Source organism: Citrobacter sp. GW821-FHT07H02 (assembly GCF_059418505.1).
In genome coordinates, this window is the sequence record NZ_JBWKPZ010000017.1 from 28,817 (window position 1) to 43,897 (window position 15,081).

16 protein-coding genes and 1 CRISPR repeat array (1 of these 17 running past the window's edge) are annotated in these 15,081 nt (G+C 53.8%); of the genes, 5 read left to right on the forward strand and 11 right to left on the reverse strand.

Features of this window, described 5'->3' with window-relative positions; translation table 11 throughout:
- Positions 1 to 47 precede the first annotated feature (47 nt).
- The 3 genes from parM to AC07NP_RS16240 all read left to right on the forward strand — a co-directional run bounded on the left by parM (position 48) and on the right by AC07NP_RS16240 (position 2,209).
- Complete coding sequence (gene parM / locus AC07NP_RS16230; protein ID WP_494661070.1) at positions 48 to 1,091, forward strand: plasmid segregation protein ParM domain-containing protein; 1,044 nt, start codon at positions 48 to 50, stop codon at positions 1,089 to 1,091.
- Positions 1,084 to 1,743, forward strand: coding sequence for a hypothetical protein (locus tag AC07NP_RS16235; protein WP_494661071.1), 660 nt, complete (start codon positions 1,084 to 1,086; stop codon positions 1,741 to 1,743). Before parM ends, AC07NP_RS16235 begins: the two co-directional genes overlap by 8 nt.
- 85 nt (positions 1,744 to 1,828) lie before the next feature.
- Positions 1,829 to 2,209 (forward strand): FliO/MopB family protein, encoded by a 381-nt coding sequence (locus AC07NP_RS16240; RefSeq protein ID WP_494661072.1) that lies wholly within the window; start codon positions 1,829 to 1,831, stop codon positions 2,207 to 2,209.
- Between the two features lie 11 nt (positions 2,210 to 2,220).
- On the opposite strand, the gene AC07NP_RS16245 is transcribed toward AC07NP_RS16240, so the two are convergent.
- The 8 genes from AC07NP_RS16245 to AC07NP_RS16280 all read right to left on the reverse strand — a co-directional run bounded on the left by AC07NP_RS16245 (position 2,221) and on the right by AC07NP_RS16280 (position 9,653).
- On the reverse strand, positions 2,221 to 3,405 hold the full coding sequence (locus tag AC07NP_RS16245) for a transglycosylase SLT domain-containing protein (RefSeq protein ID WP_494661073.1): 1,185 nt from the start codon (positions 3,403 to 3,405) through the stop codon (positions 2,221 to 2,223).
- The gene (locus AC07NP_RS16250) at positions 3,368 to 5,377 is read right to left on the reverse strand and encodes a flagellar biosynthesis protein FlhA (protein ID WP_370552336.1); all 2,010 of its coding nucleotides are present in this window, start codon (positions 5,375 to 5,377) and stop codon (positions 3,368 to 3,370) included. The genes AC07NP_RS16245 and AC07NP_RS16250 overlap by 38 nt, the downstream gene beginning before the upstream one ends.
- A 91-nt stretch (positions 5,378 to 5,468) precedes the next feature.
- Positions 5,469 to 6,584: a flagellar biosynthesis protein FlhB gene (gene flhB, locus AC07NP_RS16255; RefSeq protein ID WP_494661074.1), complete on the reverse strand. Its 1,116-nt coding sequence runs from the start codon at positions 6,582 to 6,584 to the stop codon at positions 5,469 to 5,471.
- Complete coding sequence (gene fliR / locus AC07NP_RS16260; RefSeq protein WP_494661075.1) at positions 6,581 to 7,360, reverse strand: flagellar biosynthetic protein FliR; 780 nt, start codon at positions 7,358 to 7,360, stop codon at positions 6,581 to 6,583. The genes flhB and fliR overlap by 4 nt, the downstream gene beginning before the upstream one ends.
- A gap of 2 nt (positions 7,361 to 7,362) precedes the next feature.
- Positions 7,363 to 7,632, reverse strand: a complete 270-nt coding sequence (locus AC07NP_RS16265) for a flagellar biosynthetic protein FliQ (protein ID WP_494661076.1) — start codon at positions 7,630 to 7,632, stop codon at positions 7,363 to 7,365.
- Positions 7,629 to 8,363, reverse strand: a complete 735-nt coding sequence (gene fliP, locus AC07NP_RS16270) for a flagellar type III secretion system pore protein FliP (RefSeq protein WP_494661077.1) — start codon at positions 8,361 to 8,363, stop codon at positions 7,629 to 7,631. The genes AC07NP_RS16265 and fliP overlap by 4 nt, the downstream gene beginning before the upstream one ends.
- 4 nt (positions 8,364 to 8,367) lie before the next feature.
- Complete coding sequence (locus AC07NP_RS16275) at positions 8,368 to 8,748, reverse strand: FliM/FliN family flagellar motor switch protein (protein ID WP_494661078.1); 381 nt, start codon at positions 8,746 to 8,748, stop codon at positions 8,368 to 8,370.
- A 20-nt stretch (positions 8,749 to 8,768) separates the two neighbouring features.
- Positions 8,769 to 9,653 carry a FliM/FliN family flagellar motor switch protein gene (locus tag AC07NP_RS16280; RefSeq protein ID WP_494661079.1) on the reverse strand — a complete coding sequence of 295 codons (885 nt, stop codon included), beginning with the start codon at positions 9,651 to 9,653 and terminating at the stop codon, positions 8,769 to 8,771.
- A gap of 730 nt (positions 9,654 to 10,383) precedes the next feature.
- Here AC07NP_RS16280 and pspE point away from each other — a divergent pair.
- Both pspE and AC07NP_RS16290 read left to right on the forward strand, forming a co-directional pair.
- Complete coding sequence (pspE, locus tag AC07NP_RS16285) at positions 10,384 to 10,707, forward strand: thiosulfate sulfurtransferase PspE (protein ID WP_494661125.1); 324 nt, start codon at positions 10,384 to 10,386, stop codon at positions 10,705 to 10,707.
- 349 nt (positions 10,708 to 11,056) lie between these two features.
- A complete protein-coding gene (locus tag AC07NP_RS16290; protein ID WP_494661080.1) occupies positions 11,057 to 12,589 on the forward strand; it encodes an EAL domain-containing protein in 1,533 nt (510 codons plus the stop codon).
- Between the two features lie 59 nt (positions 12,590 to 12,648).
- On the opposite strand, the gene AC07NP_RS16295 is transcribed toward AC07NP_RS16290, so the two are convergent.
- The 3 genes from AC07NP_RS16295 to AC07NP_RS16305 are packed head-to-tail and all read right to left on the reverse strand — an operon-like array spanning position 12,649 to position 14,467.
- Positions 12,649 to 13,428 carry an anti-sigma factor family protein gene (locus AC07NP_RS16295; protein ID WP_494661081.1) on the reverse strand — a complete coding sequence of 260 codons (780 nt, stop codon included), beginning with the start codon at positions 13,426 to 13,428 and terminating at the stop codon, positions 12,649 to 12,651.
- Complete coding sequence (locus AC07NP_RS16300; RefSeq protein WP_494661126.1) at positions 13,425 to 13,955, reverse strand: sigma-70 family RNA polymerase sigma factor; 531 nt, start codon at positions 13,953 to 13,955, stop codon at positions 13,425 to 13,427. Before AC07NP_RS16300 ends, AC07NP_RS16295 begins: the two co-directional genes overlap by 4 nt.
- Before the next feature lie 2 nt (positions 13,956 to 13,957).
- Positions 13,958 to 14,467 (reverse strand): tetratricopeptide repeat protein, encoded by a 510-nt coding sequence (locus tag AC07NP_RS16305; protein WP_370552337.1) that lies wholly within the window; start codon positions 14,465 to 14,467, stop codon positions 13,958 to 13,960.
- Positions 14,468 to 14,671: 204 nt separating this feature from the next.
- Positions 14,672 to 15,081: a CRISPR direct-repeat array (repeat unit 29 nt; unit sequence CGGTTTATCCCCGCTGGCGCGGGGAACAC) (it continues 2,120 nt past the right edge of the window).

Consider the following 15,081-nt stretch of genomic DNA (forward strand, 5'->3'; position numbering starts at 1 on the left):
CGTAAACCCATCACAACCCTTTTTGAACCCTATTGAGACACACAACCATGCGTAAGCCACTTAAGATCGCCATCGATGACGGTTCGACCAACGTCAAGGTTAGCTGGATAGCCAACAAAACCCTGAAAAGCATCATCTCGCCTAACTCATTTCGCAAAGACTGGAAGAGCGCCGCCCTGCTCAAAGGCAAGATGGTCTACAACTACGAAATAGGGATCAACAAATACACCTACGATCCGACGTCAGAGAAGTCCCTCTCCACCACGCACATCGACTATCAGTATGGCGATCTCAACCTGTTGGCGGTGCATCACGCCCTGCTCCAGACCGGTCTTCCTCCCTGTGATGTCGCGATCACCGTGACGCTGCCCATTACCGAGTACTATCAGCAAGATGACTGTCAGCGTAACGAAGCGAACATTGAGCGCAAAAAGCAGAACCTGATGCGTCCCATCAGTCTGAATAAAGGGGAGCTGTTCAACATCGTCAGCGTTGATGTAATGCCCGAAAGCCTGCCCGCCATCCTTACCCGACTGGTCAATTCAGGGGTCAACCCGTACACCAAAACGCTGGTTATCGACTGTGGCGGAACGACCCTGGATATGGGGCTGATCGTGGGTGAATTTGACGAAGTTTCCGAGGTCTACGGCAACCGCGCGCTCGGTGTCTCCCTGATCACGGATGCCGCCCGCACCGCGCTGGCCGCCGCCGACAGCGACTCCAGCTATCTGGTGGCAAACGAACTGATCAAGCACCGCCACGATGATGTTTTTGTGCGTGAAGTGATCAACGATGAGTCGCAGATCCCCCGGATTCTGGAGAAACTTGAGCGCAAAATTGAGGAATTGGGGCACTTCGTTGCAGAAGAGGCGAAAAAGTTTGCCCGTAACCCTAACCGGGTCTACCTGGTCGGCGGTGGCGCAAACCTTATCTACCCCACCATTCAGGCCAGTTATCCCACCCTGGGCAAACGCGTGATCCTGGTCGAAGAGTCCCAATTCGCACTCTCTCGCGAAATCTGCCTCTACATCAGCGATGAAGATAAAGTGTTCAGCGAAACGCCGGTCACGTCAGAGGCAAGCAATGACTAATTCAGTCAGAGAAGTCCAGGTAACCCTCACGCTGGATCCACAGCAGGCGAGTGATAATCTGGCGCTGGCGACATTACAGCGCTGGTATCAGCGCGCTGAAATCCTGAACAAAGAGACGGACAATTTTGATTTCTTCAGTCTGCCGTTGCACAAAGACATCTATCTGTCAGGGTTGCTGCTGTGCCTGCTGGAACCCAATCTGGTCAAATTTCTCTCCCGAAATCTGCAAGTTAACAATCTGAACAGCGAGTTTCTCCAGCACAGTCTGGAGGAACACCGGCTCATCGCCGGTCGCGAGGCGTCAACGGCGGAACCGTCCGGACAGTTGACGCCGGACGAGCTGGCCACCCAGATTGCCGATAAGCTCAACCCGTTGCTCAGCGCGCTGGGTAAAGCGACGGGTCAACGTAAGCTGCGAGATGCGTTGCAAGCCAGCGTCGATATGCTGGCGCAGCAGTTGCAGGAACAAAACGGGCTTTTACAACAGCAGGCACATCTCCTCGACAAACTGACGCATGTGGGTGGGCAGGTTCAGTCAGCCCCGGCACCGGGTCATTCCCCGGCTCCCCAGGTTTCCGGAGAGGTCCAGCGGCATGATCTTTCGGAAACGGCAGCCAAAGTGCGCAAAGTCAGGGCAAAAGGCATCTTCTGATGCCCCCATCCCCGGCGTTACCGGCAGACCGCGTATTCCTCGCGACGTCTGCCGTACCCACCTTTATTTGATCCGGAGTTCTATTATGTATCTACTCTGTCTGTTGCTGTTACCGCTGCCCGCGCTGGCGGCGCCGCTGAACCAGGACATTAGCGCCTTCAAGCCGTGGTTTATCACCTGCCTGGCCGTTCTGCTGATCGGTACCGTGGTATTTCTGCTGGCGAGGAAGAGAGCGCGCACGAACTGGCGAAGCGGAGGAGAGATGCGGATCCAGTCGGTACTTTCATTGGGCATGAAAGAGAAACTGGTGCTGGTACAGGTGGAAGACCAACGTTTACTGCTGGGAATCACCCAACAGCAGATCACCCTAATCAGCAACCTGACCCGGGAAGATCCTCAGCCGCCGCCTGCGGAGTTTGCGCAAGTCTTTGAAACCCTCGGCGCATCCGACAGCGATAAAAAATAGTCCTGGACGGCTCAGGGCGACGTCGTCTGTGGTGTGACGGGATTCTCCGTCTTCACCCGATTCCACTGACTCAGTGGCTCAATGCTGGAACGCCAACCGAGAGACGTTGTCTGCGGCAACGCCGTTTTCTTCGCCCCCTCATCCTGGGTGCTCTTTTTGTCGTTCGCCGGACGCGCTGAATAGAGATCCACCGCCCCTGGCGTTCTCTGCCACAGCCCAACACCCCATCCCAGGGACTCCAGATCCTTGTCGGGGAGCGCTCGCCGCTTTGCAATCTGGGGAGGTGCTTTCTCTTGCGGCTGGGGGAGATTGTCACTGCGGGTTCCCAGCACCTGACGCGCCCGTACACCCCAGCCCGCTGGCAACAGCAGGGCAATGCGGCTGCCCCGGGGCGCTACTGCATTTTCCAGCCCCGCATTGTAAAAACCCAACTCTTCCGTACTGCGCCCGAGTTTTCTGGCCAGCCAGGCCAGACTGACGCCATCTTCAACATGCAGAGCGACCAGACGGGACGCCTCGGGTACTGCGGGTAACTGAAGATGGCCGGTCCGGTATAAGCGCACCAACGCCAGTAACCTGGGCACATACTGTCTGGTTTCGTCTGGTAAAGACAGGGACCAAAAATCGGTCTGTCTGCCCTTCGCTTTGTTTTGCTCGATAGCATTCTGAACCGTCCCTTCCCCGGCATTGTATGCAGCCAGTGCCAGTAACCAGTCACGTCCGAACAAGTTATACAGATAACTCAGATAATTGAGCGCTCCACGGGTGGAGGAGATCAAATCCTTGCGCCCGTCGTACCAGTCATAGCGGATCACACCATACTGCTTCGCCGTTTTGGGCATCAACTGCCAGGGGCCGACCGCCCCCGCAGGCGATTCGGCATACGGGTCGTAGCCGCTCTCGACAAGCGGCACAAACAGCAGTTCCAGCGGCAATTTGCGCCGCTGAAGTTGGGTGACGATGAAGCGGATGGAGGGGGCTGAGCGCGTCATCAGCCCCTGGATCCTGACCGCTTCTTTGCGATAAAGACCCTCATATAATGCCACGTTCGGGTGACGCGACTGCCAGTTCATCGCCGCCCCTTCCCCCTGTCGGGGAGGGACTTCCTGCGACATGAGCGGGAGTGACAGGGTCAACAGTCCCCCGGCCAGCATCGCCTTAACCCAGGATCCCTTTGACTTCAATGTGGAGTTCATCGGGAACCTCGTTAAATGACAGAACGTGCAGCCCTTTGGCAAAGGTGCGGGCATAACGGGCGAGCAGAGGACGTAATTGTGGTAGCACCAGCAAGATCGGCGACCACCCCTGCAACGACATCTGCTCCTTCACACTGGGCATACGGTTTTGCAACTGCGCCAGTAACTGAGGCTCAATGGGGAAGCTGTCAGCCGGTACACCGCCGTTGCGTTGCGCCTGCGTCGCGGCATTGAGCAGAATGTTCTCCAGCTCGTCAGAAAGGGTGAAGACTTGTACCGTCGTCGTCGTCCCGATCAACCCGTGCAGGATCGTGTGGCGCAGGGCGCAGCGGACTTCCGCCGCCAGTAACATGGGATCTTTGGTGATTTCGGCCCCATCCACCATGCTCTGGGCGATCGTCCGCACGTCCATCAGGGAAACCTGATCGGTCAATAAATTGCGGTAGACCTTCAACTGCTGGTTTGCCGTCAACTTAGCGGTAAGATCCTCGGCCAGTTTGGGCGCCATCTGGCTGAGTCTCTGCTGGAGATGGTGTACATCGTCAAGCTGCAACAGGACGCCGATATTGCTGCGGATGATCTTACTGATGTGAGTACCAATGATGGTCGCAACATCGACAACGGAATAGCCTAAGTTGAGCGCTCTGGCTTTGTCGGCAGGCTGGATCCAGACCGCATCCATGCCATAAACCGGCTCCTTGGCCAGATAGCCTGGGATCTCCCCCAGCAACTCCCCCGAGTTAATCGCCAGCAGTCTGTCCAGCATGACGTCCGCCACGGCGACCTTAACCCCATTAAGATAGATGGCGTACTGGTTTGGTTTGAGCCCCATGTTGTCCCTGACCCGGACTTCGGGGAGCAGAAAACCGGCTTGTTCGGAAAGCGTCTGGCGCACGCCACGCAAGCGTTGCAGTAATTCAGCCCCCTTGTCCCGGTCGACGAGGTAGATCAGTTGATAACCCAACTCCAGCCTGAGCAGATCGGTATACGGGATGTCCCCCCACCCCAGCTCATTCTCGATGGGGCGCGTAAAGCGCTCCATCTGATCCTGATCGGCAGGTGCGACTTTTTCTGCTTTTTGTTTTCGACTGCGCCAGGCGGCATAACCCAGGATACCGGCAAACAGCAGGAAGACCAGCGTCGGCATTCCCGGCACCAGCCCCATCACCAGCATAACGGCGGCGGCGGTCATGATCACCGCTGGAGAAGCCAGCAACTGCTCACCGAACTGGACGGTGATATCTTCGTCAGAATCGGAGACGCGGGTGACCACGATAGCCGCAGACACAGCCAGCATCAGCGAAGGAATCTGCGCCACCAGACCGTCACCGATGGAGAGCAGGCTATAGACGCCCATAGCCTCAGAGAAGCTGAGCCCATGCTGAAAGACCCCGATGGCAACCCCACCGAAGAGGTTGATAAACAGGATCAGAAGACCGGCGATCGCATCCCCTTTAACAAACTTGGAGGCACCGTCCATCGAGCCATAGAAGTCGGCTTCCCTGGCAATCTCGTCCCGTCGCTCCTTGGCCTGGCGCTGATCGATCATTCCGGCATTCAGGTCGGCATCGATAGCCATCTGCTTACCGGGTAACGCGTCGAGGGTGAAGCGGGCTGCGACTTCCGAGATACGCTCACTACCCTTGGTGATGACAATAAAGTTAATGATCATCAGGATGAAGAACACCACCATCCCCACCACATAGTTGCCGCCAATCACCACCTTACCGAACGACTCGACGACCTTACCGGCGGCATCAGGAGACTCATGACCAAACTGCAGCACCACGCGGGTTGACGCCACGTTCAGACACAGGCGTAGCAACGTGGCAATCAGCAATACGGTCGGGAAGATCGAGAAATCAAGTGGCCGCCGGACAGACAGGGCGACCAGCAGCACGATGATGGAGAGCACGATGTTGAAGGTGAAAAAACCATCCAGCAAAAACGCAGGCAATGGCAGCACGATCATCGCCAGGAGCGACAGGATAAGCAAAGGTATCGCAATAAAACTGCGCGATGTACCGGAAAAAAGAGTGGTCAAACGTTTCACGGGGTCACCATCAATATCTTAATGAGTCTGGGATCTCGACTGACGAGAGCGGCGCTGGCTGGTCGCCCTTGCCCTGACGAAAGGCCTTCAGACGCAGCACATGGTGCAGCAATTGCGCCATGATGACGTACAGGCCGGGAGGGATCTGTTGGTTCACACGGGTCGTGTGATAGACGGAACGGGCCAAGGCCGGGATCTCCAGAACCTCCACGCCCAATGACTGCGCCAGAGATCTCATCTGCAGCGCCATATAGTCTTCCCCCTTGGCAATCACAAAGGGAGCATCACAGCGCGCCGGATCGTATTTGATAGCAACCGCATAGTGAGTCGGGTTCATCAGCAGCAGATCGGCATCCGGTAAGGTACGACGCATTGAACGCATCGCCATCGACATCTGGATCCGCCGGATACGCCCTTTTATTTCCGGGTTACCCTGCAGATTTTTGTGCTCCTCTTTCAGCTCCTGTTTGCTCATCCGAAGCCCGCGCAAATGGTTCCATTGCTGGTAAGGAGCATCAAGAATACCGATCGCCAACATCGCCAGCGCCATATAAAAAATGCCATCGACCAGGATGGCCATTCCCATTCTGACGGAATCCTTCAACCCGATATAATAGAGGGCGGCAATAGTGTCTGATTCAGTCCTGACGTACAGCAGAACGGTGGCGGAAATCACGACTATTTTCAGTACCGACTTGGTAAATTCAGCCAACGACTGCATGCCAAAGATCCGTTTAAATCCCTTCATTGGACTTACCCTGGAGAATTGGGGAAGCAGGGGTTCCAGGGAAAAATTCCATCCGCCCATCACGATGTGCGCCAGTACGCCGACGGCAATAATGAGCCCCGCCAGCGGTAACAGCGCCAGCAGTGTCTCAATGAGACTCTGACCCAGGTGGCTGAGCATCTGAGCGGGATCGTGAACCTCCTCATGGGTCAGGGACAAATTAAACGTCAGTATCTGACTCAACGCGTTACCCAACCGGGCAAAAAGCGGCAGCGCCAGAGATGCGATGACGACCAGGATGATCGCCATGCCCAAATCTTTGGAGCGTGGAATTTGCCCCTTGTCGCGCGCTTTGCCAAGCCGGTGCGACGAGGGCTTCTCGGTTTTTTCCGAACTCATCCCTCACCCCCGTAATAGCCGCGCACGCTGAGGAATATGCTGTGCGCCAGATCGGAAAATCGATCCGGTAATCCACTGATAATTAACAAAATACAAAATAACCCGCATAACAGGGCCATAGGAAAACCCAGGACAAAGATATTGAGGGACGGAGCGACCCTTGAGAGCACCCCAAAGGTGAAGTTGACCAGATACATCGCAACCATCGCCGGCAACGACAGCATCAGCGCAGCCGCCAGCAGCCAGGAAAACAGCTGGATCACGCTGGAAGAATCCACGTTGAACGGACCAGAACCTACCGTCCAGACCCTGAAACTCTCAACCAGCACCTCCAGCATTACCAGGTGGCCATTCATACTGGCGTAGAGCAACAATCCCATATTGCTGAAGAAACTTCCCAGCACCGGAATGGCAAGGCCATTAACGGGGTCATTCATACGCGCCATGCTCAGGCCCATCTGCATGGAAAGCAGCTCGCCAGCCATGACCAGCACCTGAATCAGACACACCGGAAATAGCGCCATCATCGCCCCGAGAAAGATCTGCTCCAGGCTCAGCAAAACGGCATTCAACGACATAGGATCGACAGCAGGCATGGCGGGCAACAGGGGGGCCGCCAGTACGGCAATCAGAAACGCCAGCAAGACGCGAACCTGGATGGGAATCAGCGGGTATCCCAGCAACGGCAGGACGGCAAAGGCGCTGCCAATCCGTAAGAATGGCCACCAGACACGCCCCCATGCCTGCAATAATTCCGCAGCAGATATCTCAAGCATGGTCAGCGCAGGGATAAAAGAATGTACTGATTGATGCTGGAGAAGAGCTCCAGCACTTGTCTGACCATCCACTGTCCCGCGAAGACGATCATCAGCATCGTCACGACAAAGCGGGGCAGGAAACTCAGGGTCTGCTCCTGGATTTGGGTCACCGCCTGAATAATGCTCACCAGCAACCCCACCAGCATGCCCGGCAGAACAATGATGCAGACCAGCATGATGATGGTGTAAGTCGCCTCCACCATCATCGCCATCAGGTTATCGGGCGTCACTGAATCCCCCCGAAGCTCATCGAGAGGGTGTTGACCACCATACTCCAGCCATCTGCCAGGACAAACACCATCAATTTGATCGGCAATGAGATGATGATGGGGGAAAGCATCATCATCCCCATCGACATCAGTACCGTGGCCACCACCATGTCAATGACCACAAACGGAATGAACAGCATGAATCCTATCTGAAATGCCGTCTTCAATTCGCTCAGTACGAATGCGGGCATCAGAATAAAGAAATTGACCTCCTGCGCCGAGGTCGTACGCGCCTCTCCCGCCACCCTCAGCATCAAATCCAGATCGGTCTTTCTCGTCTGCGCCAGCATAAATTTACGCAGCGGTTGCTCAGCCCTGGATACCGCCTGCATCAGCGTCATCTTGTCTTCGTCGTAGGGGACGAAAGCATTTTGATAAATATCCTGCCAGACGGGTTTCATCAGCAACAGGGTCATACTGAGCGCGATAGAGATCAGCAGACGATTCGGGGGAGAACTCTGCAAACCTATCGCCTGGCGCAATATCCCCAACACAATAATGATTCGGGTGAAACAGGTCATCAACAACAGCATGGAGGGAAGTAATCCCAGCACGGTCATCAACAGCAGGACCTGTAACTTGACCGAAAAGTCCTGCTGACCCTCGCCACCGGTAATGGTCAGGAGAGGGACGTCGCTGGCAAAGGCGGATGCTGGCACCAGGGTGAGCAACAGGAGAAGCACTGTTTTCATTACATCACGCCAGCTTTGACCAGTTGATGTCATCAAACAACTCGGTCATCCGCAATCCGTAGTGACCCTCGACGATGACCACTTCGGCGGCACCGATCAACACCCCATTGACCTTCACATCCAGCGGCTGGTGGCTCAGCTTATTCATTTGAACGACAGCCCCTTCGGCCAGCGTCATCAACTCTTCCAGCGGGATCTCAACGCTTGCGACTTCAAGGGAAAGCGTCACCGGCAAGCGATGGAAGAAAGATAAAGGGCGTTTTTCAACGACTCTCTCTTCTGGCGCACTCTCGTTAAGTGCGTCGCCCTCGCTGGCAAACAGATCGTCAAATCCCTCAACATCCAATCCGGCCATATCCAGATCCATTTTCGATTCTTTAGCCATTCAAAACCTCCAGAGGGTATTTAAGGTGTCTGTTGAGACACGTCATGCAGTTGAAATGCCAGGTGCCCATTGCGATCATAGAGTTGACCGACACCGATTGAGAAACTCCCACAGCCCAGCGTCACCCGCTCCAGCGGTGCAACGGGAAGCACTTCCCCTCGCAGAAATTGCTCCAGCTCGACCATCGTCAGTTTGGTACTGAACAAGGTCGTCTTGAGCTGGACAGGAATTTTTCGCAATGATGCTTCCAGCTGTGGCCGGGTAATGGGCGATGCCACCGGTTTCGGGTCAGTCACCTTCTCCAGAAGTTCAGAAAACGCCATGTGCCAGTAGAGGGTAAGCGGCCAGGATTGATCCTGAAAAACCAGCCGCAACGTCAGGCATAGCCCCTTTTTTTCCGGGGAATCTGTAGGTTGCTGCTGCCAGTCCAGATCGTGCAAAGCGGGATATTCCGTTCTGACCCCCTGGGTCAGGGTCTGTCCCATCCGATTCAGAAAACGTCGCTCAGTTTCACTTGGCGGCTGATCGCCGTTCGCCTCAATCTGCGTCCCCGGCTTGAGGCCCAGCGCCGTTTCCGTCATCGCGGTCACCGCCGCCCGATGTACGCCAAAGCGAAACATTTTTCTGGCACGACCGCCGTGCGGCGCGAGTGCGGCGCACCACACCCACTGCTCTCGTTCGACGGGGGATAATTCACGAAATGTCAGTTCAAGCGGCTCAACGCGAAGACAGCCAACGGAACGCAAAAATTGCTCCAGTATCCTCGAGATCCTCTCCATCGCACCGTCCACAGAGGCGTGCAATAAGCGGAATTCCTGTACCTGCCCTAATTCTATCGTGGGGAAAAGATTGCCTTGCTCAGGTGCAATGACTTGACCTTTATTCTTTTGTGTCTTGTTAGCCATGAAATTTACTTATCATTAACAATGAGTATGCAATACCAATAATTCAGGAGGATAACCGGCGAGTTTTCGCTGTTTTAGAGGTGAATACACTCACTCTCTCCCATTCCTCTTTTACGTTGAGACCTCATAAACAAGCGCATCACAATGCAACCAGAGGCTCTTGAGTTCGTACGGGAACGGTTTTAAACAACCAAACTTGCCTTTTGAACCTCATTCGGCAGGGCTTTTCTATCTTTTAAGAAATGTTGTATTGCTAAAGGTCCTGTACATGAACAATGCCAGGTGATTGAACTGCGAAAAAACCACATCAAAATACATACCACCACGCAGCACGTTGGGTGCAACTTACAATATTTAGATCGATAAATTCTGAATTACACATGCCTAACAGAAGCTGTACGGAGGGTGATTTTTTTAGAAATCGCTATCGATTTAAGAGGTTACATTGATGCAATCACCCTTTTATACATAATCCCCTGACGGACGGGAGTTCGGAGGGCACAAAAAGGCCTCGCGGTGTGGAGGAAAAAATGTCAGCTGTCGTGAGTCAGTCCAGCCCAAAAAGCGTTTAAAAACCCGCGTGTCTGCAATGTTTTTTCTCTTTTGTTCCTGTACTGTTTTCATCGTCAGAGTCTAGCCCGTTAATTTTCATGACATCACAATTGAATTTGATGGCAATATTTCACCTAAACCATAAAGGAAACCCATTAAGATGGTTCAACAAACCCGAATGATGAAAAAACTACTCCTTGCCAGCAGCCTGCTGATAGCGTCTACCTCTTTGTTCGCGGCTGAGCACTGGATTGACGTTCGTGATGACAGCCAGTTTCAGGAAAACCATGTCAGCGGTGCAGTGAATATTCCCCTTTCCCAGATAGACCAACGCATCAGTGAAGTCACTCAGGATAAAAACGACACCCTGCATCTGTATTGCAATACGGGCAATAAGTCCGGTAAAGCCCAGGCCTTACTCAAAGATATGGGCTATACCAATGCCGTGAATGAAGGTGGTCTGAAGGAAGTTGAAAAAACGCAGACGATGGTCAAAAAGTAATGCCGGAAATTGGCTGAACATTCCCTATTCTGGTGGTTTTTGAAGTTTGTCGCTTCATAATGGCCACCACTCTACTCGCCTAAAAACCCACGTTAATTTGCCCTTTTCACGCATTAAACGCCGCCTGTCCCCGGCCCCTTATCGCTGAATTTAAGAAAGAGATGACTCGTCAGGTTATTTCGTTTCTGAGCCACGAAGCGTTTCACAGACAGTCTGTACTCGTGGCTGCGACCTTACCACTGAATAGTCACACTAATAATGTTTTTTAAACAATAACAGATTCGGTCACCCTCTTTTGATGGCAAGATGGTAAAACGATAAAGTTAACTTGCGGTACAGAGACAATGTTATGCCGTTTGGTCTGCTAAAGAAGCGTCGATTCAAATACCGACTGGTTCGCGCCATTCTGGTGGGGTTATTTTGTATCCTGTTAGGGTTAGTCAGCACCTTCTGGCAGACGGCATCAAATCTCAAGCGAACCACCACCCTGCGGATGACCCACGCCCGACAACTGGTCGAAGGGACGCTGGACAGCGCCAAATATGCGTCGCTCGCCGTAAAAGATAATCTCGGCAAACCCTGTCTTGAGTCAGTGGAATTCCAGCTCAGGATGCAGGTGGCATACTCACAGGACGTGCGTAGCGTCAATCTGGCTCAGGGAAACAAAATTTACTGCTCATCTCTGTACGGTAACAATTTAGAAAATATCAACGTTGATAATTATACCAACGGGATGCTCTATCTGATGAGCGACACCCGGGTCAGAAAAGGCCAGCCGCTGATTATCTATCGGATGGTCCTCGGCAATGACAGTATTGTGGTCAGACTCTATGGCGATCACATTCTTTCCGAACTCAATGTGATGAGCATCAATTTGCCGCTGGGCCTGGCCGTCGGTCAACAGCAGTGGCAGACATCTACGGTTCCTCAGTTCTCATCCAGCATGTCGGGGTATCTGGAGCAGGCCTCGACCCGATATCCTTTCCGGATAGTGACCGTTATTTCCCCGGCGAATTATGTCCATTACTTCTGGATCTTCTCCCGGTTCACGCTTTTCGCCTGGCTGTTACTGGCCGTTATTGTGGGTTTTGGTGTATTTCGTTGGTCAGGTCGATATATCACGCCAGAACATGAATTGCGGCAGGCACTGGAACTCCAGGAGTTTATTCCCTATTTCCAGCCGGTGGTCTCCGGAGAGCATACGCACTGGATCGGCTGCGAGATTTTAATGCGCTGGTCACATCCTACACTCGGCATTATCCCACCGGACCGTTTCATCCCGTTGGCGGAAAGCTGTAACCTCATTATGCCGATGACCCAGATGTTGATGACCCAGGTGCGTAAACAGTTTGTACCGCTGGTTCATTTGCTGCCGAAGGATTTCCATTTCGCATTCAATATCAGCGCCAGTCAATTAAAAGACTTCAATCTGGTGGAGGACTGCCGGGCCTTCATCCAGGCATTCAGTGACAATCCGGTTAAGCTGGTTCTGGAGCTCACCGAGCGGGAATTACTGGTCACGGATAGCGCAACGGAAAGACTGGTGGCGGAACTGCACAAGCTGGGAGTACTGATCGCCATTGATGATTTCGGCATGGGGAATTCCAGCCTCAAGTATTTGCAAAGCTTCAACGTGGATGTCCTGAAAATCGACAAAAGCTTTGTCAGCAATATTGGCATTGATTCGCACTCTGTTCATATCATCGACAATATCATCGATCTGGCCTCCCGATTACACCTGCAAACCGTGGCGGAAGGGGTAGAAAATGAAGTTCAGGCCGCGTATCTGAAAGCGCGTAACGTGACGTTTTTGCAGGGGTATTTATACGGTAAGCCCATCCCCATGGAAGATTTCGCCAGACAATTTTACGCGTCTGTTTAAGGCATTCTGGTGAACACGGGGCAACGAATGACACGCGACTCAGCCGCGTTTTAAAAGCCTCATTGAGAAAGCGCAGCGTACAGTTGGCGCGCGCTTTTCTGTAGGTGTGACACCGGGTTACGGCCAATCAGGACAAACTGATATCCCCTTCTGCTCCACCAGGCAATATTCATGCTGTGGCGCTGCTCACTGCGAATCTCCGTCGAATTTCCGCCTTCCTGTGGCGAAATGCACAGCGCCATCGGGCCGTAATCGACGTGCACCCAGGCAATCTGGGCGATAGGCATCTTGTCGTAGCGCAGCATCCGCACCATTTTCAGCTCCGCGCCATGAAGTTCGAGCTGCTGCTCACGCAGTTGTAGCCCGACATCCTGAGCGGCGCGAGCAAGCCCGCGCTGCAAAACCGGCGCTGAACTGTCCATATCCAGCAACGTCTCAACACTGTAAAGCGCCATATATTGCGCCTCGAGATCGCGAATATGTTCGTTTTCGCTTCGTGCGCTGTTCAGCGGGCGCACCAGATAGCCAACCCCCGCCCCCATCACCAGAAAACCGATCGAGGCGGCCACCAGCGTGCGTCGACGGATACCTGACGCTGGCGCAGAGGTTTTATTCAGATGCCTTTCCAGGTTTTCCTGCATCCGCGCGAGCGGGGCTTCATCGAGCAAAGGGGCAAACGCGCGTTTAAAGTCCTGATTGCTTTTCATCAGTTCCGCGGTACGTTCGGAAAGTTGCTCATCACTTCGCAACTGCGCCTCAAACGTACGCGCATCGTCCTGGCTCATCTCTCCGTCAAGCCAGGCAACAATGGCATCGTCGTTATACGGAGGATATTTCATGGATGTCTCTCCCTTTTTGGAGGCTGCGCATCAGCGGATTTAGCCAGCGTTGCCCGTGCCGTCGCCAGTCGGCTCATTATCGTGCCAATCGGAACCGCTAACGTCTGGGCCGCCTCCCGATAGGTAAACCCTTCAACATAGACCAAAAACACCGTATTGCGCTGCGCTTCCGGCAGTGCATTTACCCGCTGCATGATGGCCTGGTAATGCAGACAAGCGTCATCCTGCTCACGGTAATCCGGGGCAATTAAATCTTCGCTGGCGACGAACCCCTGCCCCATTCGCACATGCCGCGAGCGCAGCTCAGAGATCCAGATGGAATGCAGGATAGAGAACAGCCATCTGTCGATGCGCGTACCAGAGGTGTACTGCGCGCCCCTCTCGAGCGCGCGTACGCAGGTGGACTGAACCAGTTCTTCAGCAAGATCCCGGTCGCGCGACAATACCAGTCCATAACGCCAAAGACGCGTCAGATGAGCGGCAAGCTGCTGGCGAACGTCGCTGGTGGTAATGATTTTGCCCTCAATGATCAGGATTCTGGATGACCGTCGATCGCGGCCTGAAGATCGCGATATTCCTCACAACTCTGCCCGCAAATCCCGGCAATGATCTTAAGCTGCTCTTTTGCCAGGTCCGGACGCCCCTTCACCATCCAGGCCTCGCCGAGATATTCCCTCGCTTTAGCATAGTTGGGTTCAAGCGCCAGCGAGCGCTGATAATAGCCAATGCCTTCATCCGTGCGGCCAAGTTTGCGCGTGGCGTAGCCGCGATAGTTCCAGGCCTCAGCCGTATTGCTATTTTTGAGCGTATCCAGCAGGTTTAACGCCGCCTGATACTCACCTTTTTTCGCCAGATGATAAGCATAATTCGTTTTATCCTCGTCGCTCAGGCTACCGGTTTTTTCAGGCACGCACTTCTTGCTGACACTGTCATAGACCTGCCCTGACGGGCAGTCAGGCGTTTTGCTATTGCTATCATTATTCCCCATAGCCAACACCTGTGGCGTTTGCAGGCAAATGAGCAGTAGGGGAAGAACCATAAAGGGGGCAGTACGACGAGGATAAGCGTTAGCGTTCATTTTCGACTCCTGGATGAGTGTGGCAGGTGAACAATGAGTAAACGCCTGAGCACCGCTTTCTATTCGTGGGAATGGCTTCTTTCTTTGCGCGTTGCATAATTCACCTGACATTCCCGGCAGGTGCGGGGAACACGCACTAAGAACGAAAACGCCAAGGAGAGTGTTAGGTTTATCCCCGCTGGCGCGGGGAACACGGGTAAGGAATGCCTTTAATCTCAACTTCATTCGGTTTATCCCCGCTGGCGCGGGGAACACAAAAAAATGATGCTGTATTTCATTTTGAATTCCGGTTTATCCCCGCTGGCGCGGGGAACACGGCTATCGGCAAACCCTATAACAGCATTTGTGCGGTTTATCCCCGCTGGCGCGGGGAACACACTCTGCAATCAAGCCTACCACAGCGCCCCCGCGGTTTATCCCCGCTGGCGCGGGGAACACGGTGCTGTTCGTCCAGTCCATCGTCTGACCATCGGTTTATCCCCGCTGGCGCGGGGAACACACTTCAGGTGACGGCCGCTCTCAGATTTTTGACGCTTTATCCCCGCTGGCGCGGGGAACACACTGATGATGGCACA

What these genes read in the sequence shown, in the direction of transcription:
- AC07NP_RS16280 (WP_494661079.1), bottom strand. Translation starts at nt 9,653, where the DNA reads ATGGCTAACAAGACACAAAAGAATAAAGGTCAAGTCATTGCACCTGAG.
- fliP (WP_494661077.1), bottom strand. Translation starts at nt 8,363, where the DNA reads ATGAAAACAGTGCTTCTCCTGTTGCTCACCCTGGTGCCAGCATCCGCC.
- fliR (WP_494661075.1), bottom strand. Translation starts at nt 7,360, where the DNA reads ATGCTTGAGATATCTGCTGCGGAATTATTGCAGGCATGGGGGCGTGTC.
- AC07NP_RS16275 (WP_494661078.1), bottom strand. Translation starts at nt 8,748, where the DNA reads ATGGCTAAAGAATCGAAAATGGATCTGGATATGGCCGGATTGGATGTT.
- AC07NP_RS16295 (WP_494661081.1), bottom strand. Translation starts at nt 13,428, where the DNA reads ATGAAATATCCTCCGTATAACGACGATGCCATTGTTGCCTGGCTTGAC.
- AC07NP_RS16305 (WP_370552337.1), bottom strand. Translation starts at nt 14,467, where the DNA reads ATGGTTCTTCCCCTACTGCTCATTTGCCTGCAAACGCCACAGGTGTTG.
- pspE (WP_494661125.1), top strand. Translation starts at nt 10,384, where the DNA reads ATGATGAAAAAACTACTCCTTGCCAGCAGCCTGCTGATAGCGTCTACC.
- AC07NP_RS16240 (WP_494661072.1), top strand. Translation starts at nt 1,829, where the DNA reads ATGTATCTACTCTGTCTGTTGCTGTTACCGCTGCCCGCGCTGGCGGCG.
- parM (WP_494661070.1), top strand. Translation starts at nt 48, where the DNA reads ATGCGTAAGCCACTTAAGATCGCCATCGATGACGGTTCGACCAACGTC.
- AC07NP_RS16290 (WP_494661080.1), top strand. Translation starts at nt 11,057, where the DNA reads ATGCCGTTTGGTCTGCTAAAGAAGCGTCGATTCAAATACCGACTGGTT.
- AC07NP_RS16235 (WP_494661071.1), top strand. Translation starts at nt 1,084, where the DNA reads ATGACTAATTCAGTCAGAGAAGTCCAGGTAACCCTCACGCTGGATCCA.
- AC07NP_RS16250 (WP_370552336.1), bottom strand. Translation starts at nt 5,377, where the DNA reads ATGATCGTGCTGCCATTGCCTGCGTTTTTGCTGGATGGTTTTTTCACC.
- flhB (WP_494661074.1), bottom strand. Translation starts at nt 6,584, where the DNA reads ATGAGTTCGGAAAAAACCGAGAAGCCCTCGTCGCACCGGCTTGGCAAA.
- AC07NP_RS16245 (WP_494661073.1), bottom strand. Translation starts at nt 3,405, where the DNA reads ATGAACTCCACATTGAAGTCAAAGGGATCCTGGGTTAAGGCGATGCTG.